18 protein-coding genes are annotated in these 24,774 nt (G+C 65.6%); 11 read left to right on the top strand and 7 right to left on the bottom strand.

Features of this window, described 5'->3' with window-relative positions:
• Window positions 1-208: 208 nt before the first annotated feature.
• Together G4G71_RS11890 and G4G71_RS11895 are read right to left on the bottom strand one after the other, a co-directional pair.
• Complete coding sequence (locus G4G71_RS11890; RefSeq protein ID WP_054907889.1) at window positions 209-1,702, bottom strand: aldehyde dehydrogenase family protein; 1,494 nt, start codon at window positions 1,700-1,702, stop codon at window positions 209-211.
• Between the two features lie 411 nt (window positions 1,703-2,113).
• Window positions 2,114-3,787, bottom strand: a complete 1,674-nt coding sequence (locus G4G71_RS11895; RefSeq protein WP_169937869.1) for an MFS transporter — start codon at window positions 3,785-3,787, stop codon at window positions 2,114-2,116.
• Between the two features lie 489 nt (window positions 3,788-4,276).
• Here G4G71_RS11895 and ccsA point away from each other — a divergent pair, with 489 nt between their 5' ends.
• The 5 genes from ccsA (at window position 4,277) to peaD (ending at window position 11,397) form a co-directional block, all read left to right on the top strand.
• Window positions 4,277-6,460 carry a cytochrome c biogenesis protein CcsA gene (ccsA, locus tag G4G71_RS11900; protein ID WP_169942619.1) on the top strand — a complete coding sequence of 728 codons (2,184 nt, stop codon included), beginning with the start codon at window positions 4,277-4,279 and terminating at the stop codon, window positions 6,458-6,460.
• A gap of 340 nt (window positions 6,461-6,800) precedes the next feature.
• A complete protein-coding gene (gene peaA, locus G4G71_RS11905) occupies window positions 6,801-8,372 on the top strand; it encodes a quinohemoprotein amine dehydrogenase subunit alpha (RefSeq protein WP_169937871.1) in 1,572 nt (523 codons plus the stop codon).
• Window positions 8,373-8,448: 76 nt separating this feature from the next.
• Window positions 8,449-9,879 (top strand): quinohemoprotein amine dehydrogenase maturation protein, encoded by a 1,431-nt coding sequence (peaB, locus tag G4G71_RS11910; protein WP_169937873.1) that lies wholly within the window; start codon window positions 8,449-8,451, stop codon window positions 9,877-9,879.
• 1 nt (window position 9,880) lies between these two features.
• On the top strand, window positions 9,881-10,204 hold the full coding sequence (gene qhpC / locus G4G71_RS11915; RefSeq protein ID WP_015477047.1) for a quinohemoprotein amine dehydrogenase subunit gamma: 324 nt from the start codon (window positions 9,881-9,883) through the stop codon (window positions 10,202-10,204).
• Between the two features lie 59 nt (window positions 10,205-10,263).
• Window positions 10,264-11,397, top strand: a complete 1,134-nt coding sequence (peaD, locus tag G4G71_RS11920; protein ID WP_169937876.1) for a quinohemoprotein amine dehydrogenase subunit beta — start codon at window positions 10,264-10,266, stop codon at window positions 11,395-11,397.
• A gap of 67 nt (window positions 11,398-11,464) precedes the next feature.
• On the opposite strand, the gene G4G71_RS30110 is transcribed toward peaD, so the two are convergent.
• Entirely contained in the window at window positions 11,465-11,602 is a 138-nt protein-coding gene (locus G4G71_RS30110; protein ID WP_338110205.1) for a PSPA7_2676 family Cys-rich small protein, read from the bottom strand.
• Between the two features lie 336 nt (window positions 11,603-11,938).
• Between G4G71_RS30110 and G4G71_RS11925 the strand changes: the two genes are divergently transcribed.
• On the top strand, window positions 11,939-12,745 hold the full coding sequence (locus G4G71_RS11925; protein ID WP_169937878.1) for an SDR family NAD(P)-dependent oxidoreductase: 807 nt from the start codon (window positions 11,939-11,941) through the stop codon (window positions 12,743-12,745).
• A 244-nt stretch (window positions 12,746-12,989) separates the two neighbouring features.
• Here the strand turns inward: G4G71_RS11925 and G4G71_RS11930 are convergent, their stop codons facing one another.
• From G4G71_RS11930 to pbpG, 4 genes are all read right to left on the bottom strand, one after another.
• Complete coding sequence (locus G4G71_RS11930; RefSeq protein WP_169937880.1) at window positions 12,990-13,556, bottom strand: TetR/AcrR family transcriptional regulator; 567 nt, start codon at window positions 13,554-13,556, stop codon at window positions 12,990-12,992.
• 209 nt (window positions 13,557-13,765) lie between these two features.
• Complete coding sequence (locus G4G71_RS11935) at window positions 13,766-14,899, bottom strand: thiolase family protein (RefSeq protein WP_169937882.1); 1,134 nt, start codon at window positions 14,897-14,899, stop codon at window positions 13,766-13,768.
• A 21-nt stretch (window positions 14,900-14,920) separates the two neighbouring features.
• A complete protein-coding gene (locus G4G71_RS11940) occupies window positions 14,921-15,397 on the bottom strand; it encodes a PaaI family thioesterase (RefSeq protein ID WP_082450599.1) in 477 nt (158 codons plus the stop codon).
• Window positions 15,398-15,620: 223 nt separating this feature from the next.
• Complete coding sequence (gene pbpG, locus G4G71_RS11945) at window positions 15,621-16,550, bottom strand: D-alanyl-D-alanine endopeptidase (protein ID WP_169937884.1); 930 nt, start codon at window positions 16,548-16,550, stop codon at window positions 15,621-15,623.
• A gap of 504 nt (window positions 16,551-17,054) precedes the next feature.
• Here pbpG and G4G71_RS11950 point away from each other — a divergent pair.
• The 5 genes from G4G71_RS11950 (at window position 17,055) to G4G71_RS11970 (ending at window position 24,764) form a co-directional block, all read left to right on the top strand.
• The gene (locus tag G4G71_RS11950; RefSeq protein WP_169937886.1) at window positions 17,055-18,734 is read left to right on the top strand and encodes an AMP-binding protein; all 1,680 of its coding nucleotides are present in this window, start codon (window positions 17,055-17,057) and stop codon (window positions 18,732-18,734) included.
• Between the two features lie 51 nt (window positions 18,735-18,785).
• Window positions 18,786-19,802: an AraC family transcriptional regulator gene (locus G4G71_RS11955; RefSeq protein ID WP_169937888.1), complete on the top strand. Its 1,017-nt coding sequence runs from the start codon at window positions 18,786-18,788 to the stop codon at window positions 19,800-19,802.
• 81 nt (window positions 19,803-19,883) lie between these two features.
• The gene (locus G4G71_RS30315) at window positions 19,884-22,031 is read left to right on the top strand and encodes a methyl-accepting chemotaxis protein (protein ID WP_169937890.1); all 2,148 of its coding nucleotides are present in this window, start codon (window positions 19,884-19,886) and stop codon (window positions 22,029-22,031) included.
• 279 nt (window positions 22,032-22,310) lie between these two features.
• Window positions 22,311-23,975: an acyl-CoA synthetase gene (locus G4G71_RS11965; RefSeq protein ID WP_169937892.1), complete on the top strand. Its 1,665-nt coding sequence runs from the start codon at window positions 22,311-22,313 to the stop codon at window positions 23,973-23,975.
• Between the two features lie 18 nt (window positions 23,976-23,993).
• Window positions 23,994-24,764 carry a 3-hydroxyacyl-CoA dehydrogenase gene (locus tag G4G71_RS11970; protein ID WP_169937894.1) on the top strand — a complete coding sequence of 257 codons (771 nt, stop codon included), beginning with the start codon at window positions 23,994-23,996 and terminating at the stop codon, window positions 24,762-24,764.
• The last annotated feature ends 10 nt before the right edge of the window (window positions 24,765-24,774 follow it).

Consider the following 24,774-nt stretch of genomic DNA (forward strand, 5'->3'; position numbering starts at 1 on the left):
GGCGCAAAAAAATCCCCCGGTCGCGGGTACGACCGGGGGATGCAAGACCCGCGCAGGGGGTGCGCGGGCGAGGTAGACGGTTTCGCTTGCGTAGGAGCGGACTTTGTCCGCGATCGTTTCCCGGCGGCTCCGGGCGTGGGTGTGGCACATCGCGGACAGAGTCCGCTCCTACGCTGCCTTCACTAGCTGGCGCTGAGCAACAGGCCGATTACAGGCGGATCAGTACCGACTTCAGCTCGGTGTAGTGCTCAATGGCGGCGGCGCCCATTTCGCGGCCGAGGCCGGACATCTTGTAGCCGCCGAAGGGCAGCGCCGGGTCCAGTGCGCTGTGGCAGTTGACCCACACCGAGCCGGACTTGATGCGCGGCACCATGCGATGCACCGCCGCCAGGTCGTTGGACCAGACGCTGGCGCCCAGGCCGTAGGGGCTGTCGTTGGCCAGGCGCAGGGCGTCCTCGATGTCGTCGAAGGGCATGGCGACCAGCACCGGGCCGAAGATCTCTTCCTGCACCAGCGGGTTCTTCTGGTCGACGTCGACGATCACCGTCGGCTTGACGAAGTAGCCGGGGCCGAATTGCTCGCCGCCACAGGCGATGGTGGCGCCCTTGTCGCGGCCCAGCTCGATGTAGTCGAACACGCGCTTCTGCTGCTTGGCAGAGATCAGCGGGCCCATGTCGATGCTCGGGTCCAGCCCGTTACCCAGCTTCATGCCGTTGGCGATGCCGGCGATATCGGCGACCACGTTGTCGAAGTGCTTGCGCTGCACGTACAGGCGCGAGCCGGCGCAGCAGACCTGCCCCTGGTTGAAGAAGATCGCCTGGGCGGCGCCGGCCGCGGCGGTGGCCAGGTCGGCGTCGGCCATGACGATGGTCGGCGACTTGCCGCCCAGTTCCAGGGTCACGCGGGTCATGTTGTCCATGGCCGCCTTGCCGATCTGCTTGCCCACCGGGGTGGAGCCGGTGAAGGTCAGCTTGTCCACCAGCGGGTGGTGGGAGAGGGCGGCGCCCGCGGTGATACCGGTGCCGGTGACGACGTTGAACACGCCGGCCGGGTAGCCCGCTTCAAGGACAAGTTCGGCGAGTTTCAGCGCGGACAGCGGCGTCTCGTCGGCGGGCTTGAGCACTACCGAGCAGCCGGTGGCCAGCGCCGGGCCGAGCTTCCAGCAGGCCAGCAGCAGCGGGAAGTTCCAGGCGACGATGGCGCCAACCACGCCGACGGCTTCGCGGCGGATGTAGCCGTGGAAGTCGCCGTCGGGCATCAGCGGCATGGACACGTCCACGGTGCTGCCTTCGATCTTGGTGGCGTAGCCGGCCATGTAACGCAGGAAGTCGATGGCCAGTTGCACGTCCATCACGCGGGCGACGGCGGCGCTCTTGCCGTTGTTCAGGCACTCGAGTTCGGCCAGCAGGTCGGCGTCGCGCTCCATCAGGTCGGCGAGCTTCCACAGCAGGTTCTGCCGCTCGCGCGGGCGGGTGCGGGTCCAGGCGGAATCGTCGAAGGCCTGGCGCGCGGCGCGTACGGCGCGGTCCACGTCATCGGGAGTGCCGGCTGGCACCTGGCAGAGCACTTCGCCGGTGGCCGGGTTGCGCAGGTCCATCAGGGCGCCGTCGCTGGCGGAGGTCCAGTCGGCGCCGATGAGCATCTTCGGCGCGCGCTGCAGGAAGGCGCGGGATTCGGGCTTGATGGGCAGGGAAGCGAGCATTGCGGTGGCCTCTTGTTGTCTGTTCCAGGAACGTTGAGGCGGGATATCGCAACGGCTGTGCCAAGGCAGTTATTTCCATTTAACTAATTGAAATTTAAATAATTATTTTATTTATGAATGACGACGAAGTGGAGCTGCTGTCGCACATTGCGACAGCAGTTGAGACGTTTGGGGAGGCGTTTTTAGAGGGGTGGGGCTGGGCATGCCCTCTCCCTAACCCTCTCCCTGAAGGGAGAGGGGACTGGCCTGGAGCGAAGCGTGGCCGCGGTACTTTCCTGCTGACACGCTGCTTTTGCTGGGGTGCGATAGCGCGTAGCCGCCGGGAATCACGGCAGCCAGAACGGCACGAACACCCCCTCTCCCTTCAGGGAGAGGGCTGGGGAGAGGGGCTCTCCGGCGTGGCACGACAGATCAGTGGGTGATATCCCGATCCTTGGTCTCCGGCAGGAACAGGATGCCTAGGATCGCCGTCATCACCGCAATGACGATGGGGTACCAGAGCCCGTAGTAGATGTCCCCGGTGGCCGCCACCATGGCGAAGGCGACGGTGGGCAGGAAGCCGCCGAACCAGCCGTTGCCGATGTGGTACGGCAGCGACATGGAGGTATAGCGGATGCGCGTCGGGAACAGCTCCACCAGCCACGCGGCGATGGGGCCGTAGACCATGGTCACGTAGATCACCAGGACGGTCAGCAGCACCAGCATCATCAGGTGGTTGATCTTCGCCGGGTCGGCCTTCTCGGGGTAGCCGGCTTCCTTCAGCGAGGCGGCCAGTTGCGCGGTGAAGACTTCGGACTGCACCTTGAAGTCCGCCGCAGGCATGCCGGCGCCTTCGAAGCTGGCGATGATCTTGTCGCCGATGTGCACCTGGGCCACCGCACCGCTTTCAGCCTTGATGTTCTCGTAGGGAATCGCCCGCTTCGCCAGCAGGCTCTTGGCCATGTCGCAGGAGCTGACGAATTTGGCCTTGCCCACCGGGTCGAACTGGAAGGCGCAGGCATTCGGGTCGGCGACCACGGTCACCGGGTTCTTCTCCTGGGCGGCGAACACGTCCGGGTTACCGAACTGGGTCAGCCCATGGAAGATCGGGAAGTAGGTCAGCGCCGCGAGGATGCAGCCGGTCATGATGATCTTCTTGCGGCCGATGCGATCGGACAGGCTGCCGAAGAACACGAAGAACGGCGTGCCCAGCAGCAGGGAACCGGCGATCAGCAGGTTGGCGGTCTGCGGGTCGATCTTCAGCGTCTGCAGCAGGAAGAACAGCGCGTAGAACTGCCCGGTGTACCAGACCACGGCCTGGCCGGCGGTACCGCCGAGCAGCGACATGATCACCACCTTGAGGTTGTCCCAGCGGCCGAAGGATTCGGTCAGCGGTGCTTTCGATGCCTTGCCTTCTTCCTTCATCTTCAGGAACACCGGCGACTCGGCGAGTTGAAGGCGGATGTACACCGAGATGATCAGCAGCAGGATCGACAGGAGGAAGGGAATCCGCCAGCCCCAGGCCTCGAACGCCTCGGTCCCGAGCACGGTGCGGCAGGCCATGATCACCAGCAGCGAGAGGAACAGGCCCAGCGTCGCGGTGGTCTGGATCCACGAGGTGAAGAAGCCCCGCTTGCCCTTGGGCGCGTGCTCGGCGACGTAGGTCGCCGCGCCGCCGTACTCGCCGCCCAGCGCCAGGCCCTGCAGCAGGCGCAGGGTGATGAGGATGATCGGCGCAGCGACGCCGATGGTGGAGTAGGCCGGTAGCAGGCCGACCACGGCGGTGGACACGCCCATGATGACGATGGTGATGAGGAAGGTGTGCTTGCGCCCGATCATGTCGCCCAGGCGGCCGAACACGATGGCGCCGAAGGGCCGCACCGCGAAGCCGGCGGCAAAGGCCAGCAGGGCGAAGATGAAGGCGGTGGTTTCGTTGACCCCGGCGAAGAAGTGCTTGGCGATGATCGCCGCCAGGGAGCCGTAGAGGTAGAAGTCGTACCACTCGAAAACGGTGCCCAGGGAGGAGGCAAAGATGACCTTGCGCTCCTCCTTCGTCACTCCGGTGGAAGGCGCGTTGCCCGCGGACGGGCTGTATGTCTGTGCCATGTTCGTCTCCGTCTTGTTGTTGTGTTGGGCCGGAGTCCCTCAATACCGTTACCGCACTCGAGCCCAGGGCTGATGTCAGGTCGTACGGATTGCGCGAAGCTTGAATACAGGCAGCCCTGCGGCAAGTCGCAAGGTCAATGAGAAGCATAATCGGCCTACCGCGGATATCCACTGGCCATCACCGGCAAAGCCCCGGCTGGCGCGGATTGGCGCCTGTTCTGGACAAGCGGTGGGAAGTGACGCGTCTGGCTGGCGCTTTTCTCGGGGGCGATATTCGATGATGGCTTTCTGCCGTTAGACCATCGTCTATAACGGGTGGAGCTGTCTCAGGCTGCTACAGCTGTCGCGATCTGCCACGCCGCATTGCCCATTGCGTGAGCGCAGCCTGCTGTTTCACAAGGGTTTTCCCCCCTGGCACGTAACGTGAAGAGCGCTGGGTTTCGCCAAGCGCCGCGTCGGCGCTGCACAAGGAGGCCTGGCTTGAAGAGGATGCATCTGTCGTTGCCGTGGATGGCGGGGTTGCTTGCCGCCGCGTTGACCTGCCTTTTGCTGTGGTTGCTGCCCGGCATGGGCAACGCTTTGCTCTGGGCGCTGGCGGGCCTGATTGCCCTTGGCGCCATCCGCCATGAATGGCGAGGGCTGGCTTGGCCGATTGCCGTCGGTGCTCTCTGCGGCGCCTGCCTGGCGCTGGCATTGCACCTGGTGGCCGACCACTTCCAGCTGCGTTATGCGTGGCTCTACAGCAGTGCGGCGCTGCCAGCCTACCTGAAGTTTTCCAACCTATGGGGTGGCGACGAAGGCACGGTGCTGCTGCTGGCGACCTTCTGCATGGCGATAGCCCTGAAAAGCGCCGCGCTGCCCGGTTGGGCGGGGCGCGGCATGGCGTTGATCGCTGCCTGGTATGCCGCCACCGCCGCCTGGCTCGGGCCGTTCAGTACGACGCCGGGGGACTGGCTGGCGGCGCAGCCGAGCCAGGGCATGAACGCGCACCTGCAGACGTTCTGGATGTCGTTGCACGCGCCGCTGATTCTCTGTGCCTACGCCTGGGTGCTGGCGCCGGCCGGTGCCGCGCTCGAAGCGCTGGGGCGAGGCGGGCACGCCTACGCCTGGGTGATGCCGCGCTACAGCCGTCGTGCCTGGCTGATCCTCAGTGCCGGTATCGGCGTCGGCATGGCCTGGGCCATGGAGGATTTCACCTACGGCCAGCTGTGGCACTGGGACCCGGTGCAGACCTCGGCCTTCATCATCTGGGCGCTGCTCGGCGCAGTGCTGCACGGCGCCCGCCGCTGGCGCGCGGACGGCTCCTACGCACGGCTGTTGCCGGCGCTCAGCCTGCTGGCGGCGGCCATGGCCTGCGGCGCCATGGCGGTGACCCGCAGCACGGTGCTGGCCAGCTCGCACCGCTACATAGGTACCACGTCGTGGCTCAGCCATCTGGCGTTGGCGGCGATACTGCTGGCCCTCGCGACGTTCCATCTGCTGGCCGGATGGCGGGCGCGCAACGGGACAGGGCGGCGGCGCGGGGCCTCGGACTGGACGCTGGACGTCGCCATCTACCTGTTCGCCGGCACGGGCCTGCTGGCCCTCGGCGCGCTGCTCCAGGCGCATCTCTACGAATGGCTGGGGAAGGAGCGGCCGAGCGAGCTGAAACCCTTCTTCGAGACGCTGACCGCCTGGGCCACCACCGCCGAGATGGACAGCCTGCGCCGCGCCTTCGACCAGTGGGACGTCAACGGCTACGGCCTGGCGCACTGGGTTGTGCCGCTGCTGGCGGCGCTGGGCCTGATGGGCGGCTACAGCTTCCTGCGTCGATGTGGACGACCGCGGCTGGCGCTGCTGGCGACCGCCCTGATGGCTGCCGTGATGCTCTGGACCGGTTGGCGCGGCGGTTGGCTGAGCGACGGCTACAACGGCGACGGCATGCTCTCGCAGAACATCGTACGGGTGCTGCCGTGGCTGGATGCAGCGCTGCTGGGGGGCGCCTTCCTGATGGGCAGTTGCCTGCTGTGGGGCGCGCAGAGCCTGTGGCGCAGCCGACGTGTGGGTAACCTGCGCTACAGCGGCGGGCTGGCGCTGGTGCACGGCGGCGCGGTGATTGCGCTGGTGGGCGGGCTGGCCGCCACGGCGCTGAACAGCTACCAGCAGATCAGCATCCCGCCGGGCACGTCCTTCAAGCAGTGGCACGCGGTGATCGGCGGCATGCAGATGCGCGTCTCGCCGGATTCCAGCCGCCCGGATTTCTCCGGTTACCACGCGGTGGCCAAGGTCGAGCTGCGCGACGGCGAGCGCACATTGGCCGGCCACGCGCTGTTCCAGGACAGCCGCGGCAACCCGCCGGCCTACCAGGGCCCGGTACGCCAGCTCTGCGAAATCCTCGACTACCACTACGCGCGCTTCGCCTCGGATCGCGGCTACGTGCTGCATCCCTTCATCGTGCGTGGCTGGAGTGGCGACCTGCAGATCTGGGTGCCGGCTTCCGCAAGGCTGCTCAAGCAACCCGGTGACGACATCGAGAGCGTCGTGGTGGTCCGTCGCTTCCCGTTCCTCTCGCTGGTCTGGATCGGCCTGCTCACCATGCTGTTCGGCGCCCTGATGCTGCCGGCGGGCGGCACTTTGCGCAGGCAGGACCATACTGCTTCGCAGGGTGTCTCACAGGCGCTGTCTCAGAGTTAGACAGCAATCGCGAAATGTGACGTCGCAACCCCGGTGCCACCCGCCGGGCGTGCCGGAAAACCGAGCCGAAAGCCTGATTCGGCGGGGTTTGCGCAGTAGTGGCACACAATCTGCAAAACCGCTTTGAAGAGCTCGCTCTTGGAATCTGCTTACGATCTTGCGAGCTAGGGCAGAACAAGGCGAAATCGATTGAGGGAGCGGAGTTTACTCGCCGTAAATGAGCATCTCGAGATCGATTTCAACGCAGTTATGCCGACGCGCAGCAGATCGCAAGCAGGTTCTTAGCCCATCGGTGGGCGCCAATAACCAACAAGAATACCGAGGAGGCCTGACCTTGAAGATGACACGACTTCGGCACTATCTGGGTGCCGGAACCCTGGCCGCACTGGCCCTTGCGCTGCACCAGACGGCCCAGGCCGCACCCGAGGGCCAGGCGATCATCAACGCCAAGTGCCAGGCGTGCCACACGCCCGAAGGCAACAACTCCCTCAGCCGCATCAGCCACCAGCGCAAGACCCCTGAAGGCTGGCTGATGAGCATCGGCCGCATGCAGGTGATGTACGGCCTGAAGATCACCGACGAGGAGCGTCGCGCGGTGGTCAAGTTCCTCGCCGACAAGCAGGGCCTGGCGCCCAGCGAGACCGATGGCGTGCGCTACGCCCTGGAGCGCCGGCTGAACACCGTCGAGACATTCGATACCAACTTCGAACAGATGTGTGCCCGTTGCCACTCGGCCGCGCGCATCGCCCTGCAGCGTCGCCCGGCGGCGGAGTGGGAGAAGCTGGTGAACTTCCACCTCGGTCGCTGGCCATCGCTGGAGTACCAGGCACTGGCTCGCGACCGCGACTGGTTCGACCTGGCGAAGAAGGAGATGGTCCCGGAACTGGCCAAGCGCTTCCCGCTGGAGGACAAGGCCTGGAGCGACTGGCAGAAGAACCGGCCGAAGGCCGAGGCGCTGGCCGGCGAGTGGAGCTTCGCCGGGCACATGCCGGGCAAGGGCGACGTCGCTGGCAGCATGAAGGTCAGCAAGGACGGCGACGACGCGTTCAAGGTCAGTGTGAAAGGCCAGTACGCCGACGGCACGCCGTTCAACGGTGACGGCAGCGCGGTCCTGTACAACGGTTACGAATGGCGCGGCGCGGTAAAGGTCGGTGACGTCACCATGCGCCAGGTATTTGCCGCCCTGAACGGCCAGATGCAGGGCCGCATGTTCGACAAGGCCCACGACGAGCGCGGCCTGGACTTCGTCGCCGCGCAGAACGGCACCAGCCGCGTGCTGGGCGTGCAGCCGGCCTATCTGAAGGCCGGTGCCGAGACTGAAGTCAGCGTCATCGGCAGCGGCCTGAAAGGCAAGCCGTCGTTCGGCCCGGGCGTCGAGGTGGTGTCGGTGGTTTCCGAGACCCCCGAGCGCGTGACCGTGAAGGTCAAGGCTGCTGACTCCGCTGCCGTCGGCGAGCGCGATGTTGCCGTGGGCAGCGCCAAGGGCGGCAGCTTCGCGGTGTACAAGGACATCGCCGAAGTGAAGGTGGTACCGGAGTTCTCGGTATCGCGCGTTGGCGGCAATGGCGGCTCGACGCCGAAGGTCCAGGGCAGCTTCGACGCCGAGGCCTGGGGCAAGGGCGCCGATGGCAAGCCGTTCCGCATCGGCGTGTTCCCCGCGCAGTGGTCGGTGGAACCCTTCGATGATCGCGCCAAGGAAGACGAGGACGTGAAGTTCGCCGGGGTGATGGACGCCGACAGCGGCATCTTCACGCCGGGCGACGCCGGCCCGAACCCGGCGCGCAAGATGATGACCAACAACGCCGGCAACCTGAAGGTGATTGCCGCGGTGGACGACGCCGGCCAGTCGCACAAGGGCGAAGGGCACATGATCGTCACCGTGCAGCGTTGGAACAACCCGCCGATCCCGTAAACCTCGGGCTCGGATGAACTGAACGCGTGAGTCCCGCCTTCGGGCGGGCACATTCCAAGAGTTCCGGGAGGTCGCCATGGGCGCCATCTTGAATCTGGTCGAACGCAACCTGCACGAAGTGCAGGTCGACGCCGACCGCCTGTTGTTCCATATCCCCAGCTCCTCGCTGTTCGCCAGCGACGAGCTGACCGGCGGGATCATCGACGCGCTGCGCGGGCATGCCTGCTCGCCGGACGAGTTGACCCAACGCCTGGCCGGGCGCTTCGGCGCCGAGGAAATCGACGAGACCCTGCGCGAGCTGATCGCGCTGGAGCTGGTCAGCGACGGCTCGCCGCTGACTCCTGAAATCGGCATCAAGAAGGTTGACCGCACCGCGCTCAACACCGTGGTGCTGAACGTCAACACCGGCTGCAACCTGAGCTGCACGTACTGCTACAAGGAAGACCTGGACAAGCCCTCCGCCGGTAAGAAGATGGGCGCGGAAACCGCCGAGGCTTCGGTGGAAATGCTGATCCAGGAGTCCCCCGACGAGCAGCGCTACACCGTGGTGTTCTTCGGCGGCGAACCGCTGTCCAACCGCCCGCTGATCGAGCACATGGTCGCGTACTGCGAGCGCCGTTTCGGCGAGCTGGGCAAGACGGTGGACTTCGTCATGACCACCAATGCCACGCTGCTCACCGAGGAAATCGTCGACTGGCTCAATGCTCATCGCTTCGGGCTGTCCATCAGCATCGACGGACCGAAGACGGTGCACGACCGCAACCGCATCACCGTGGGCGGGCAAGGCACCTATGACGTGGTGCGGCGCAAGGCCGACATGCTGCTGTCGCGCTACAACGCGCGGCCGGTCGGCGCGCGGGTGACGCTGACCACTGGCGTCACCGATGTCGAGACTATCTGGAACCACCTGTTCAACGAGATGGGTTTTGCCGAAGTCGGTTTCGCCCCGGTCACCTCGGGCGATATCAGCAGCTACAACCTCACCGGGGATGAGCTGAAGGCGGTCTTCGCCGGCATGAAGGCCCTTGGCCGGCGCTACCTGGACGAGGCGCTGCAAGGGCGCAACATCGGCTTCTCCAACCTGCACCAGCTGATCACCGACATCCACGAAGGGCAGAAGAAGGCCCTGCCGTGCGGCGCCGGGCTGAAGATGCTGGCGGTGGACCACAAGGGCGAGCTGAACCTGTGCCACCGCTTCACCGGCTCTTCGCTGCCGACCTTCGGCAACGTGCATGAAGGGGTGAAGCAGGCCGAGCTGAACGAGTTCCTCTCCCAGCGCCTGGACCGTACCGACACCGGCTGCGCCAGCTGCCACATCCGCAACCTCTGCTCCGGCGGCTGCTACCACGAGAGCTATGCGCGCTACGGCGACCCGGCGCACCCCACCTACCACTACTGCGAACTGATGAGGGACTGGGTCGATTTCGGCATCGAGGTCTACAGCCGGATCATGGCTTCCAACCCCAGCTTCATCGACCGCCACATCACTCCGCGGAAGGCGCACTGACATGAAACATCTGAAAGCGATCAACACCAAAGCACAGAAGCTCGAACAGGCCGCCGCCGAGGATCGCATCGAGGACGTGGTGGCGATGAACTCCGTGGCCGGTTGCGCGGCCACCACCGACCCGGGCTGGGAAGTCGACGTGTTCGGCGGCGTGTCCTCGCTCTGCCAGCCGATGGAAGCGGACCTCTACGGCTGCTCCGACCCTTGCTGGTGGCCGGCCCAGGTGCCGGACATGATGAGCACCTACCCCGACTGGAACAAGGATGCCCAGGCCTCGGCCGAGAACTGGCGCAACCTCGGCACCGTATTCCCGGACGACAAATGACCGGACTGACGAATATCGGCCCAAAGAGCATGGACCAGAAGAACAAGAGGAAAACCTGCATGTCCAGAAAAGCATTCGCCGCCGCGCTCGGCGGCCTCTCGCTGGCCTGCGCGCTGCAAGCCGTCGCCGCCGATGCCGGCGCCGACACCGGCAAAGCGCTGGAAAGTGGCCACGAGTACCTGATCAGCACCAACTACCCGAACAACCTGCACGTCATCGATATGCAGACCGACAAGCTCTACAAGACCTGCACGATCCCCGGCGCCTATGGCCCGGGCATGACCCAGCTGTCGCCGGATCGCAAGGTCGCCTACATCCTCAGCAACCACTACGCGGACATCTACGGCATCCAGCTCGATGACTGCAAACCGGTGTTCCACGCCACCATCGCGCAGAAGCCGGGCGAGAATGCGCGGGCGATGTTCTCCATGACCGTCAGCCACGACGGCAAGGAGATCTACGCCATCGCCAACCCGACGCTGATCCTTGCCGAGCACTACGAAGTACAGCAGCCGCGCCTGCAGGTCTACTCGGTGGCCGACGGCATGGGCGCCAAACCGGTGCGCACCTTCCCGGCGCCGCGCCAGCTGACCATCATGCAGAGCGGCGACGACGGCACCCTCTACGTGGCGGGCCCGGACATCTACAAGGTGGACGTGAAGACCGGCAAGTTCGACGTGATCATTCCCAGCCGCAACTGGAAGCGCCCCAACTACGCGCCGCCAGATGTGCTCTACGTGTGGAACCAGCAGACCTACCCGCGTGACTTCTCGCTGCTCTACACCACGGCGAAGTTCAAGGACGCCAAGCAGGACATGGCCACGGCCGATTTCCTCTATGGCTTCTTCAACATCGACCTGGCCACCGGCAAGACCGAGACCGTCGATTTCGGCCCGGTCACCGAGGTGTACTTCAGCGGTATTCGCTCGGCCAAGGACCGCAACGTCATCTACGGCGTGCTGAACCGCCTGGCCAAGTACGACATCAAGGAGCAGAAGCTGGTCAAGGCGGCGAACCTCGACCACTCCTACTACTGCCTGTCGACCAACAAGGCCGGCAACAAGCTGTACCTGACCGGCACTCTGAACGACGTGGCGATCTACGATGCCGACAGCCTGGAGCGCATCGGCGATCTGAAGCTGCCCGGCGGCGACATGGCGATCACCACCAGCCAGGCGTTCGTCGCCAACTGATCTTTATTGAGCAACACCCGATGCCCGGAGCAGCTGCGTGCTCCGGGCATTTCTTTTTGGGCCGACTTCAGATTTCCGGCTCGGGGCTCAAATAGCGCTGGGCACCGCAGCGCGTGCAACGTTGGCAAACCATCGGCACATGGCCGACCTCGGTCAGAGTCCCTTCATCCCAGACGCATCCCAGGAAAAAGCAGCGCAATCGCATGTGTCCTCCTCCGGCATTGCCGGTGTTGAGACAGGCAGAAAGGTGCAGGGTGGCTCCCGGTTTGTTCTTGTGTGGAGACGCCCGAGAGCCTCTCGCGAGCGCTCTAGAATGGGCAATCTAAACCGCCGGAAGGCTGTTGGCCGCGGCGTGCGTGAGTTCTGCCGATTTCCCTACCACTCGTCACCCTTGTGAGGAGGGTGTTGACAGGTAATATTATGAGCATAATATTCAACTTCAGATGACGGTCGACATTCAAATCGAGCCGGACATTCCAGACGGCCTGCGGGCCCTCACATCCCTTGCATGCGGGCGAGTCGCCCCACTGGAGAAAGAACCATGAATGCCAAATCCGAACTGGGCCGCGCACTGATCACCGGTGCTTCCTCCGGCATCGGCGCCACCTACGCCCAGCGCTTCGCCGCCCAGGGCTATGACCTGCTGCTGGTGGCCCGTGACCAGCAACGCCTGGAAGCCCTGGCTGCACGGCTGGGCGAGGAGTACGGCGTTTCCGTGGATGTGCTCAAGGCCGACCTCACCCGTCGCGAGGATCGTGCCCGCGTCGAAGCGCGCCTGGCCGAAGACAGCAGCATCAGCCTGCTGCTGAACAATGCCGGTGTCGCCATCAATGGCACCCTGCTGGAGACCGACCTGGACCGCCTGGAAAGCATGATCGAGCTGAACGTCACCGCCACCGCGCGCCTGGCCGGTGCTGCCGCCAAGGCCTTCGCCGGGCGCGGGCGCGGCACCATCATCAACGTCGCCTCGGTGCTGGCCCTGGCGCCGGAACTGTTCAACGGCAGCTACAGCGCCACCAAGGCCTTCGTGCTCAACCTGACCCAATCCATGCAGCAGGAACTGGCGCCGCAAGGCCTGCGCATCCAGGCCGTGTTGCCCGGCGCCACCCGCACCGAAATCTGGGACCGCGCCGGCACCGATATCTCCGCACTGCCAGCGGAGATGCTGATGGACGTGAACCACATGGTCGACGCCGCGCTGGCCGGCCTCGCCCTGGGCGAAGTGGTAACCCTGCCGGCTCTGCCGGATGCGGGCGAGTTCGACGCCTTCACCGCCGCGCGCCTGAAGATGGCGCCGAACCTGTCCCGCAGCGCGCCTGCGCAGCGTTATGGAGTTGCAGTGGGCTAACCGAGTAACTGAGTGGCGAAAAGCTTGCCCCGGCCTTGCGCCGGGGCTTTTTTATGCGCGCGAGATAGCTCGCTCCTACAGGTGCCTGATTCCCCGGCGCAAAGCTGTCACACGTAGGAAGGGTGGGGCGCAGGGGCGTAGGGCGAATAACCTGGAACAGGTTATCCGCCGGCCCTTTAACGGCGGATAACGCTGGCGCGTTATGCACCCTACAAAAGCGCCATTCGCACCTGCTGTGGGAGATTCACTCCGCCGCGCCAATCTCCCGCTTGAGGTGCCGGCGGGTGCTGTCCAGGATTCGCTCGGCCAGCTCGGTGTCCGCCACGCTGCGCGACAGCACCAGCGCGCCAATCAGTGTGGCGAGCAGGGCGACGCTTTCGTCCTCGGCATGCTCGCTGGGCAGCGCCTGCTCGATGGCTTCGATGCGCGCCTGGACGATGGCATCCGTGGTGGCGCTGGCATGCCCGCGGGCGCCCAGCTCGGCGGAGATGGTCGGCAAAGGGCAGCCCTTGCCCGGCGTGTTGCGGTGGCCGGTGGAGAGGTACTGGTCGATGAAGCCGGGCAGCGGGTCGTCCTTGGCGAACTGCTGGTCGACCACCGGGCGCAGTTGCTCGGCGGCCTGCTGCAGGGCGATTTCCACCAGCTCGTCCTTGGACTTGAAGTGCGCGTAAAAGCCGCCGTGGGTCAGGCCCAGCGCCTTCATCAGCGTCTGCAGGCCGGTGGCGTCGACGCCTTCGCTGCGAAAGCGCTGCGCCGCCTCGTTGATGATGCGTTCGCGGGTCAGGGCCTTGTGGTCTTCGGAGTAACGCATGACCGGGTGTCTCCTGCGGTGCATGGAATGCTGGGTGACATTCTAACGCAGGGTGGGCGAGGGGAGGTGATTCAGGGCAGATAGGGCATGCGCCGAAGGCAATCGCGGACGGAGTCCGCTCCTACGCCAAGGTTTGGTATCTGCGTAGGAGCGGACTCCGTCCGCGATGTCTTCACCCAGCGCCAGAGCGCTCTTTGTACGCCCTACGATCAGCGAACAGCTTCCAGCAACGTCGCCACACCTTGCCCGCCACCAATGCACTGGGTGGCAATGGCATAGCGCCCGCCGGTTTCCTTCAGCAGCGCCGCCGCCTTGCCGGTGATGCGCGCGCCGGTTGCTCCCAGCGGGTGACCGATGGCCAGGGCGCCGCCATGCAGGTTGACCCGGTCGATATCCAGTTCCAGCCCGCGCAGGCAGGCCAGGGCCTGGCTGGAGAAGGCTTCGTTGATCTCCACCAGGTCAATGTCGGCCATGCGCAGACCCGCGCGGTCGAGCAGCTTGCGGGTGGCATAGAGCGGGCCCATGCCCATGATTTCGGGCGGGCAGCCAACCACGGCGACGGCTTTCACCCGCGCCAGGATGTCCAGCCCATGGGCACGGGCGAAGTCTTCGCTGCACACCAGCACAGCCGCTGCGCCATCGGTGAGGGGCGAGGCGGTGCCGGCGGTGACGCTGCCGCCGAACGCCGGTTTGAGCTGCGCCAGCGCCTCCAGGTTGGTGCCGGGGCGGATGCAGCCATCCTCGTTGACCACGCCATTGGGTGTGTCGATGGGCACGATCTCCGCGGCCAGCAGCCCTTGTTCACGGGCACGGGCCGCCTTGGCGTGGGAGTCCACCGCCATGGCTTCCTGGTCGACGCGGGAAATGCCGAAGCGCTCGGCGACGATTTCCGCTGTCTGCCCCATCGGCATGTAGGCCTGCGGGAATTCGGCCAGCAGGTGCGGGTTGGGTGACAGGTTGAAGCCGCCCATGGGCACGCGGGTCATGGATTCCACGCCGGCGCAGATGAAAGCATCGCCTGCACCGAGCTGGATCTGTCCGGCGGCAAAATGAATGGAGGTCATGGACGAGCCGCAGAAACGGTTCACCGTGGCGCCGGCCACGGTTTCCGGCAGCCCGGCGAGGAAGCTGGTGATGCGCGCGATATTCATGCCCTGTTCGGCCTCGGGATAGGCGCAGCCCATGATCAGGTCCTCGATCAGGCTGGCATCCAGGCCGCTGCGTTGTACCAGTGCCTTGACGGTCTGCGCGGCGAGGTCGTCCGGGCGTACGTCGATCAGCGCGCCCTTTTTGGCGAAGTGGAACGGGGAGCGGGCATAACCCGCGATCACTACGGAAGTCATGGTCGGTCTCCTGAACAGCTGTCAGCGCCCGAGGATCAGGCAGGTGGTGGAACCGGTGGCGTAGAGCTTGCCGTCCACGTCGTAGAGACGGCCTTCGGCCAGGGCGGTGGAGCGGCCGACATGCACGATCGTGCCCTCGGCGCGGATCGGTCCGGTGTCGCGGGTCAGTGCACGGATGTAGCTGATGCGCAGGTCGGTGGTGGTGTAGCCCAGGCCCGGTTCGAGCATGGTGTGCACCGCGCAGCCCATGGCCGAGTCCAGCAGCGTGGCCGCGTAGCCACCGTGCACAGTGCCCAGCGGGTTGTAGTGGCGCATGTCCGGGGTGCCCTGGAAGATGAAGCGGCCCTGACTCCATTCCAGCGGGACGAAGCCGATCAGCGCGTTGATCGGCGGGGCGGGCAATTCGCCTGCTCCGATGCCGTCGAAGAATTCCTGGGGCGTCTTGCCGCGCAGTTCCTGCAGGGCAATCACGCCGGGCTCGGCCAGGCGCTGGCGCATTTGCGCGGCCGTCGCTTCCCAGGCGGCAATCTTCTGTTCACGGGTCAGTGTCAGTTCGGTCATCGCGGGCTCCAGCACTTCGATTAAATATTACGGTAATCATACTAGCATTGAATGATGATCGGCATATAAGTGACGGAAGCGCCATCCAGCATGGCTGAAACGACAGGAAAAGGGGGAAGGAGAGGGCGCTGGCGGAGCGGACTCCGCCAGTGCGGGGGCTTTACTCGGCGGTGGCGGTCATGCTGGCGGCGCGGGCCTGGCTGCGCTGAGCCTTGTATTGCAGGGCGACGGCAGGCACCGGCGAAGCGACGCCGGTTTCCACCCAGCGGCGGATGCGACCGGCGTCGGCCACGTGGGTGCGTTTGCCGAAGGCATCGAGCAGGGCCAGGGCGACCGGGCGGCCGTTCATCATGGTAACCATCACCAGGCAGTGGCCGGCGTCGTTGGTGAAGCCGGTCTTGGTCAGGCGGATGTCCCACTTGCCGTTGCGCACCAGCGGGTTGGTGTTGAAGAAGCTCAGCGAATAGCTGGGCTTGCTGAAGCGCGCATCGCTGGTCGCCGTGGTGCTCAACTGGCGGATCTGCGGGTAGGTGTAGGCAGCCTTGGCCAGGCGGATCAGGTCGTTGGCGTCGGAGACGTTGTGGATCGACAGGCCGGTGGGTTCGACATAGTGGGTGCTGGTCATGCCGAGGGATTTCGCCTTGGCGTTCATGGCCGCGACGAAGGCCCTGGAGCCGCCCGGGTAGTTGTGCGCGAGGCTGGCGGCGGCGCGGTTTTCCGAGGACATCAGCGCCAGCAGCAGCATGTTCTGGCGGCTGATCATGCTGCCCAGGTGGACGCGGGAGAACACGCCCTTCATCTCGGCGGTCTCGGAGATGTCCACGGGGATCAGCTCGTTCATCGGCAGCTTGGCGTCCAGGGTGACCATCGCGGTCATCAGCTTGGTCACCGAGGCGATGGGCACTACCAGGTTGGGGTTGCTGGAGTAGAGGGTCTTGCCGTTCTCCAGGTCGACCACCAGTGCGCTGCCGGAGGCGAGCACGAGTTCTTTGGGGGAGGCCGTCTTGGGCGTGGCAGCAAAGGAGTTCGATGTACAGACAACAGCGGCGCAGGCAAACAGCAGGCTCAGTATCGAACGACGAGTAGTCATGGATGTGATTCGCAAGCGTTGAGTGGGAATTTGTCTACATCCATGTAGGCATTTTCGTCGAATTCTACTGCAAGGCCTGCGCTAGCGCACGTGGCGCGGGGCGTCTCAGTTTGCGACAGCCTGAGACGTATCCACGGTGTCCAGGCAAGGCCACGAATGATGCAGGCAGCGGCGGCGGGGCTGCCTGCCCGAGCTGTTGCGAAATGCAACCGCGGCGGCTGCGTGGCCAACCTCCGAAACTCTTCTCAAGGCCCCGCCAGCTATGGCTTTCAGGCCGAATGGCACGCTTTGTGAGTGGCTATCCTGAATGATGCGGAGGCGCCCGCCGACATCGCTCTGCCGATGGTCGGGGTTGCGTTTACCTTTACGTTAACGTAAACATGCTCCGTCGCCCGCGACCGGTCAGTCAGGCCGGCGGGGTAGGTTGGCTCTCGGTGCTTTGGCACCGCTGCCAGAGCCGATCGTTCAGCGTTGATCCCAGAACAAGCACAACAAGGGAAAGCCATGAACCACCTGAGTTACACCCGCGGCCCCCAGGACAAGCCACTGCTGGCCATGACGGTCGGCGCCGCCTTCGACGCCACGGTCGAACGTTTCCCGCAGCGCGAGGCCCTGGTCGTTCGCCACCAGAACCTGCGCTACACCTGGGCCGAGCTGGCCGAGGTGGTCAATGGCATCGCCCGCGCTTTCCTCGCCCTCGGCCTGCGTCCCGGCGACCGTATGGGCATCTGGGCGCCCAACTGCGCGCAGTGGTGCGTCACCCAGTTCGCCAGCGCCAAGGTCGGCGCCGTACTGGTCAACATCAACCCGGCCTACCGGGGCAGCGAGCTGGAGTACGCGCTCAAGCAGTCCGGCTGCCGCTGGCTGGTGTGCGCCGATTCGTTCAAGACCTCCGATTACCACGGCATGCTTGCCGACCTGCTGCCTGAGCTGGGGCAGGGGCGGCCGGGCGAGCTGTCCAGCGACCGCCTGCCGGAGCTTCGTGGGGTGATCAGCCTGTCCGATTCGGCGCCGTCCGGCTTCCTGCGCTGGAGCCAGCTGGAGCCGCTGGGCCGTGGCACGTCCGCCGCCGAGCTGGCCGAGCGCCAGGCGCTGCTGCAGTTCGACGAGCCAATCAACATCCAGTACACCTCTGGCACCACCGGTTTCCCCAAGGGCGCCACGCTCAGCCACTACAACATCCTCAACAACGGCCTGATGGTCGGCGACAGCCTCGGCCTCACCGAGCACGACCGCCTGGTGATCCCGGTGCCGCTGTACCACTGCTTCGGCATGGTGATGGGCAACCTCGGCTGCCTGACCCACGGCTCTACCATGATCTACCCCGCGCCCAGCTTCGAGCCCGAGGCAACCCTGGCGGCGGTGGCAGAAGAGAAGGCCACCGCGCTGTACGGCGTGCCGACCATGTTCATTGCCGAACTGGATCACCCGACCCGCCACGACTTCGACCTCTCCAGCCTGCGCACCGGCATCATGGCCGGTGCTACCTGCCCGATTGAAGTCATGCGTCGCGTGATCGACGAAATGCACATGGCCGAGGTGCAGATCGCCTACGGCATGACCGAGACCAGCCCGGTATCGCTGCAGACCGGCCCGGAGGACGACCTGGAAACCCGCGTCACCACCGTCGGCCGCACCCAGCCGCACCTGGAAAGCAAGATCATCGACGCCGACGGCCGCATCGTCCCGCGCGGCACCATCGGCGAACTCTGCACCCGTGGCTACAGCGTGATGCTCGGCTACTGGAACAACCCGCAGGCGACTTCCGAGGCCATCAGCCCGGCGCGCTGGATGCTCACCGGCGACCTCGCCGAGATGGACGAAGCCGGCAACGTGCGCATCGTCGGGCGCAGCAAGGACATGATCATTCGTGGCGGCGAGAACATCTACCCACGCGAGATCGAGGAATTCCTCTACACCCATCACGCCGTGGCCGACGCGCAGGTGATCGGCATTCCCGACGAGAAGTACGGCGAGGAACTGGTGGCCTGGGTCAAGTTCCACCCCGGCCACAGCGTCGAGGAGGAGGACTTGCGGGCCTTCTGCAAGAACGCCATCGCCCACTTCAAGGTGCCGCGCCACTTCCGTTTCTGCGACGAGTTCCCGATGACGGTGACCGGCAAGATCCAGAAGTTCCGCATGCGCGAAATCAGCATCGACGAAGTGCGCGCCAAGCGTGGCTGATCGTTCGACACCGTCCTGCGCCCGGGCGCGCGTTCCTGACATCAGGGCGCCATGGGCGTAGAGAAGGGCACTATCTCCATCCGCCTGGTCAGCGAAGCGCTGGCCGAGTTTCGTCGCGCCGGCCGCGACGACGGGCCGCTATTGGCCGCCGCCGGCATCGCCCCGGAGCTGTTCGGCAAGCCCTACGCGCGGGTTTCCAGCCAGGCTTACGCGCGGCTCTGGCTGCGCCTGGCGAAGGAGATGGACGACGAGTTCTTCGGCATGAATGCCCGGCGCATGAAGTCCGGCAGCTTCAACTTCATGGCTGCCGCGGCGATCCGCGAGCCGACCCTGGAGACGGCGATGAATGCCGCGCTGCGCTTCATGGGCCTGGTGTTCGATGACTTCACGCCGCGCCTGGTGCGCCAGGACGGCGTCGCCTCGATCACCCTCGACGAGCCTGCAAGCTCGGCGCCGCGCGCCTTCTGCTATTTCACCCTGTGGTTGATGCTGCACGGCCTGGCCTGCTGGCTGGTGGGGCGGCGCATCCCGATCCTCGCCATCGAACTGCGCTGCCCGCAGCCGGATTTCATCGAGGACTACCGGGTGATGTTCAGCGACAACCTGCGTTTCGCCCGCCGCCAGTCGCGCCTGCTGTTCAACGCCGAAGCGCTGGAGCTGCCGGTGCGCCGCGACGAGCGCGAGCTGCGGCGTTTCCTGGGTGGCGCGCCGGCCAACATCCTGGTGCGCTACCGCGACCCGCAGAGCCTCGCTGCACGTACCAAGGCCTACCTGCGCAGCCTGAAGTTCGAGCGCTGGCCGGACCTCGACGCACTTGCCAGCCACTTCTACATGGCGCCCTCGACCCTGCGCCGCAAGCTCGCCGCCGAAGGGCAGTCCTACCAGGCGCTCAAGGACCAGCTGCGCCGCGACCTCGCCATCGCACGGCTGGACAGCGGCGACGGCAACTTCGCCGATCTCGCCGAGGAACTGGGTTTTGCCGACACCAGCGCCTTCTACAAGGCCTTCCGCAAATGGACCGGATCGACGCCCGGGCAATACCGCGCGCTGATCCGCCAGGAGCCCTGAAATTTAAGGGCCCGGCTCAAGTAGCCGCCTTACAGGCCGATAAAACCTCAAAGAATTGCTTGTTGCTCAAGGACGCCAACCATGCCCCTGTCCCGCCTCTCGATCCAGTGGAAGATCACGCTGCTGACCGGCCTCTGCCTGCTCTGCATCGTCTGCCTGCTGGTCGGCCTCTCGCTGTTCCGGATGAACCATGATGCGCAACTGATCAAGGCGGCCAACGCGGACATGCTCAAGGACGCGGCCAAGTCGCGGATGCAGGCGCGCAGCGAGCAGCAGGCGGAGATCATCCAGCGCTTCTTCACCGACGTTTACCACTTCGGCAACCAGTTCTCCCGCCAGGTCAGCCAGCTGCGCGAGCAGTCGACCAAGCACGGTGCGGACACCGCGGCGGTACGCAAGGACCTGAACCAACTGGTGCGCGATGGCCTGAAGAGCAACCCGAACCTGCTCAGCCTCTACGTGGTCTTCGAACCCGATGCGCTGGACGGCCAGGATGCCAACTTCCACGACCAGGCCGACGCTGGCAGCAACGAGAAGGGGCGCTTCGGTGCCTACTGGGCGCAGAAGGCTTCCGGCGAAATGACCGGCCTCGCGGTCACTGAGGACATGATCGCCGACACCTCGGTGATGCTCGACGGCAGCCCGTTCAACACCTGGCAGCTGTGCCCGCTGCAGACCCGCAAGGCCTGCGTGCTAAACCCCTATTTCGACAGCGCCTCGGGTACCAAGGTGCTGATGACCACCGTGACTTTCCCGCTGATGGATCAAGGCAAGGTCATCGCCGTGATCGGTATCGACATCAGCCTCAGCCGCCTGCAACAGCTGGCTGCCGATGGCGACCGCCAGCTCTACGACGGCGCCGGCAGCGTCAGCATCGTCAGCCCGGCGGGCCTGCTCGCCGGCTACAGCAGCGACGAAGCGCTGCTCGGCCAGCCGCTGGAAAAGGCCATCCCCGGCCAGGCCGCCGAACTGCTGTCGCTGCAGGCCAGCGGTCGCCCGCAGGTGCTGGAGAAGGATGGCCAACTGCGCGTGCTGGAACCGCTGCTGCCGATCCCGGACGCCACCAAGCCCTGGGCCGTGGTGCTCGACGTACCGCAGGACGTGCTGCTGGCTCCCGCGCTGCAACTGCAGAAGCAGCTGGATGAGCGCAACTCCAGCGGCGCGCTGTGGCAGACGATCTTCGGCCTGATCGCCGCCATCGTCGGCCTGCTGCTGGTCTGGCTCACCGCCCGCGGCGTGACCCGGCCGATCCTCGGCGTCGCCGCCATGCTGCGCAACATCGCCAGCGGCGAAGGCGACCTGACCAAGCGCCTGGACTACGCCGGCAAGGACGAACTGGGCGAGCTGGCCGGCTGGTTCAACCGCTTCCTCGACAAGCTGCAGCCGATCATCCGCGACGTGAAATCCTCGGTGCACGACGCCCGCGCCACCGCCGACCAGTCCTCGGAAATCGCCAGCCAGACCAGTGCCGGCATGCAGCAGCAGTTCCGCGAAGTCGACCAGGTGGCCACCGCCTCCCAGGAGATGAGCGCCACCGCCCATGACGTCGCCAACAGCGCCGCCATGGCCGCCGATGCCGCCCGTGGTGCCGATGGCGCGACCCGCGACGGTCTCAACGTGATCGACAACACCACCCGCCTGATCGACGAACTGGCCAGCGACATGAGCAGCGCCATGAGCCAGGTCGAAGGCTTGGCGGCGAGCAGCGAGCAGATCGGTTCGGTGCTGGAAGTGATCCGCGGCATCGCCGAGCAGACCAACCTGCTGGCCCTCAACGCCGCTATCGAAGCGGCCCGTGCCGGTGAAGCCGGGCGCGGCTTCGCGGTGGTCGCCGACGAGGTGCGCAACCTCGCCAAGCGCACCCAGGATTCGGTGGAGGAAATCCGCCAAGTCATCGAAGGCCTGCAGAACGGCACCCGCGACGTGGTGGGCGCGATGAGCAACAGCCATCGCCAGGCGCAGGACAGCGTGTCCCAGGTCGAGCAGGCCGTGGCCGCTCTGAAGCGCATCGGCGATGCGGTGGGCGTGATCACCGACATGAACCTGCAGATCGCCAGCGCCGCCGAGGAACAGAGCGCGGTGGCCGAGGAGATCAACCGCAACGTGGCGGGGATTCGCGATGTGACCGAGTCGCTGTCGAGCCAGGCGCAGGAATCGGCGCAGGTCAGCCAGTCGCTGAACAAGCTGGCGAACCATCAGCAGGGCTTGATGGATCAGTTCCGCGTCTAAGGAAGCCAACATCCGATCGCCAGTTTGCAGCAGGCGCTCGAATCGTAGGATGGCGTGGAGCGCAGCGATACCCATCGGCCCTGTGCCGGCAGCATGGGTATCGCCTAGGCTCCACCCATCCTACTGGGTGACGCCTTAAACTCTTGTGTCGATACCCACGTCCAAGCACTGGCTGTCCAATCCGCTCATCCAGATTGGCGGCTTTCGACATTGCCCGCGCCCGCCTGCGGCGGGAACATCAGGGGAACTCCAACAAGAACAAACCGGGAGTCCCCAGTGATGCGTTCCCATTCCGCCGCCGCTGCCGAATTCGATTACCGCGCCACCGCCGATGCTACCCTGGCAGGCAACCTCGACGCCCTCAACGCCTGTGTCGAATGCTGCGACCGCCACGCCATCCCCGGCCGCATCGCGCTGTTCTGGGAGGGCAAAGACGGCGACAGCGCCTCCTACACCTTCACCCAGCTGAAAGAACTCTCCGGCCGCTTCGCCAGCTTCCTGCACAGCCTTGGCGTGCGCCCCGGCGATGTGGTGTCCGGCATGCTGCCGCGTACCCCGGAACTGCTGATCACCGTGCTCGGCACCTGGCGCCTGGGTGCGGTCTACCAGCCGCTGTTCACTGCCTTCGGGCCGAAAGCCATCGAGCATCGCGTGAAGCTGGCCGGCAGCAAGGTGGTCGTCACTGACGGCGCCAACCGCAGCAAGCTGGACGAAGTACCCGACGCGCCCACACAGGTGACCGTCGGCGGGCCGAAGGGGCAGGGCATCCGCCATGGCGACTACAGCTTCTGGGCCGAACTGGAGCGCCACTTGCCGGACTTCGAACCTGTCCTGCGCAGCGGCGAAGACACCTTCCTGCTGATGTTCACCTCCGGCACCACCGGGTTGGCCAAGCCGCTGGCCGTGCCGCTGAAAGCCATCGTCGCCTTCGTCGGCTACATGCGCGATGCAGTGGGCCTGCGCGAGGAGGATTCGTTCTGGAACCTGGCCGATCCAGGCTGGGCCTATGGCCTCTACTACGGCGTTACCGGGCCGCTGGCCATGGGACACCCGATCACCTTCTACGAAGGCGCGTTCACGGTGGAGAGCACCTGCCGCATCGTGCGCAAGTACGGCATCACCAACCTGGCTGGCTCGCCCACCGCGTACCGCCTGCTGATCGCCGCTGGCGAGGCAGTGTCCAAACCACTCAAGGGGCGACTGCGCGCGGTGAGCAGTGCCGGCGAGCCGCTGACCCCGGAAGTCATCCGCTGGTTTGCCAGCGAGCTGGGCGTGACCATCCACGACCATTACGGCCAGACCGAGCTGGGCATGGTGCTGGCCAACCACCACGAACTGGAGCACCCGGTGCACCTGGGCGCTGCCGGCTTCTCCATCCCCGGCCATCGCGTGGTGGTGCTGGACGAGCAGGGCAACGAACTGCCCGCCGGCCAGCCCGGCACGCTCGCCATGGATCGCACGCGCTCGCCGATGATGTGGTTCGCTGGCTACCAGGGCATGCCGACCAAGTCTTTCGTCGGGGACTACTACCTCAGCGGCGACACTGTTGAGCTGAACGCCGATGGCAGCATCAGCTTCGTCGGCCGCGCCGATGACCTGATCACCACCTCCGGCTACCGCGTCGGCCCGTTCGACGTGGAAAGCGCGCTGATCGAACACCCGGCAGTGATCGAGGCGGCGGTAATCGGCAAGCCGGACCCGGAGCGCACCGAGCTGGTGAAAGCCTTTGTGGTGCTCTGCTCGTCCTACCGGCCGGGCGCGGAGCTGGCCGAGGAACTACAACAGTACGTGCGCAAGCGACTGTCGGCGCACAGCTACCCGCGGGAAGTGGAGTTCGTCGACGAACTGCCCAAGACCCCCAGCGGCAAGATCCAGCGCTTCCTCCTGCGCAACCAGGAGATCGCCAAGCAACGCGAAGCGGCCGAGAAAGCGGCAGCTCACTAAGTACAGCGGAGAGACTTCATGCAGATCCAGAACAAGGTATTCCTCATCACCGGCGGCGGCTCCGGCCTCGGCGCCGCCACGGCGAAACTGCTGGTGTCCGCAGGCGCCAAGGTAGTGCTGGCCGACATCAACGCCGAAGCCGGCGCGGCCCAGGCCGCCGAGCTGGGCGAAGCCAATGCGCGCTTCATCCGCACCGACGTGTGCAGCGAGGCGGACGGCAAGGCCGCCGTGCAGCTTGCCCTCGATGCCTTCGGTGCGCTGCATGGGCTGGCCAACTGTGCGGGCGTGGCGCCGGCAGAAAAAGTCATCGGCCGCAACGGTGTGCACGGGCTGGACAGCTTCACCCGCACCATCAATATCAACCTGATCGGCACTTTCAACATGCTGCGCCTGGCCGCCGAAGCCATGGCGCAGAACCAGCCGGACGCCGGCGGCGAGCGCGGCATCATCATCAACACTGCCTCGGTGGCTGCCTTCGACGGGCAGATCGGCCAGGCCGCGTACTCTGCCTCCAAGAGCGCCGTAGTCGGCATGACTCTGCCGGTCGCCCGCGAACTGGCGCGCTCGGGCATCCGCGTGATGACAATCGCCCCCGGCATCTTCGAGACGCCGATGATGGCCGCCATGCCCCAGGAAGTCCGTGACTCTCTCGGCGCCAGCGTGCCATTCCCGCCGCGCCTCGGCCGCCCGGATGAATACGCCGCGCTGGCCCGCCACATCATCGAGAACAGCATGCTCAACGGCGAAGTGATCCGCCTCGACGGCGCCATCCGCATGGCCGCGAAGTAAGAGGAGATAG

Source organism: Pseudomonas multiresinivorans (assembly GCF_012971725.1).
GTDB classification, from domain to species: domain Bacteria; phylum Pseudomonadota; class Gammaproteobacteria; order Pseudomonadales; family Pseudomonadaceae; genus Pseudomonas; species Pseudomonas multiresinivorans.

Coding starts and splice junctions, on each gene's coding strand:
- peaA (WP_169937871.1), top strand. CDS start 6,801: ATGACACGACTTCGGCACTATCTGGGTGCCGGAACCCTGGCCGCACTG.
- G4G71_RS11965 (WP_169937892.1), top strand. CDS start 22,311: ATGCGTTCCCATTCCGCCGCCGCTGCCGAATTCGATTACCGCGCCACC.
- peaD (WP_169937876.1), top strand. CDS start 10,264: ATGTCCAGAAAAGCATTCGCCGCCGCGCTCGGCGGCCTCTCGCTGGCC.
- G4G71_RS11890 (WP_054907889.1), bottom strand. CDS start 1,702: ATGCTCGCTTCCCTGCCCATCAAGCCCGAATCCCGCGCCTTCCTGCAG.
- G4G71_RS11935 (WP_169937882.1), bottom strand. CDS start 14,899: ATGACTTCCGTAGTGATCGCGGGTTATGCCCGCTCCCCGTTCCACTTC.
- G4G71_RS11950 (WP_169937886.1), top strand. CDS start 17,055: ATGAACCACCTGAGTTACACCCGCGGCCCCCAGGACAAGCCACTGCTG.
- G4G71_RS30110 (WP_338110205.1), bottom strand. CDS start 11,602: ATGCGATTGCGCTGCTTTTTCCTGGGATGCGTCTGGGATGAAGGGACT.
- G4G71_RS11970 (WP_169937894.1), top strand. CDS start 23,994: ATGCAGATCCAGAACAAGGTATTCCTCATCACCGGCGGCGGCTCCGGC.
- peaB (WP_169937873.1), top strand. CDS start 8,449: ATGGGCGCCATCTTGAATCTGGTCGAACGCAACCTGCACGAAGTGCAG.
- G4G71_RS11940 (WP_082450599.1), bottom strand. CDS start 15,397: ATGCGCCAGCGCCTGGCCGAGCCCGGCGTGATTGCCCTGCAGGAACTG.
- G4G71_RS11955 (WP_169937888.1), top strand. CDS start 18,786: ATGGGCGTAGAGAAGGGCACTATCTCCATCCGCCTGGTCAGCGAAGCG.
- ccsA (WP_169942619.1), top strand. CDS start 4,277: ATGCATCTGTCGTTGCCGTGGATGGCGGGGTTGCTTGCCGCCGCGTTG.
- G4G71_RS30315 (WP_169937890.1), top strand. CDS start 19,884: ATGCCCCTGTCCCGCCTCTCGATCCAGTGGAAGATCACGCTGCTGACC.
- G4G71_RS11925 (WP_169937878.1), top strand. CDS start 11,939: ATGAATGCCAAATCCGAACTGGGCCGCGCACTGATCACCGGTGCTTCC.
- G4G71_RS11895 (WP_169937869.1), bottom strand. CDS start 3,787: ATGGCACAGACATACAGCCCGTCCGCGGGCAACGCGCCTTCCACCGGA.
- pbpG (WP_169937884.1), bottom strand. CDS start 16,550: ATGACTACTCGTCGTTCGATACTGAGCCTGCTGTTTGCCTGCGCCGCT.
- G4G71_RS11930 (WP_169937880.1), bottom strand. CDS start 13,556: ATGCGTTACTCCGAAGACCACAAGGCCCTGACCCGCGAACGCATCATC.
- qhpC (WP_015477047.1), top strand. CDS start 9,881: ATGAAACATCTGAAAGCGATCAACACCAAAGCACAGAAGCTCGAACAG.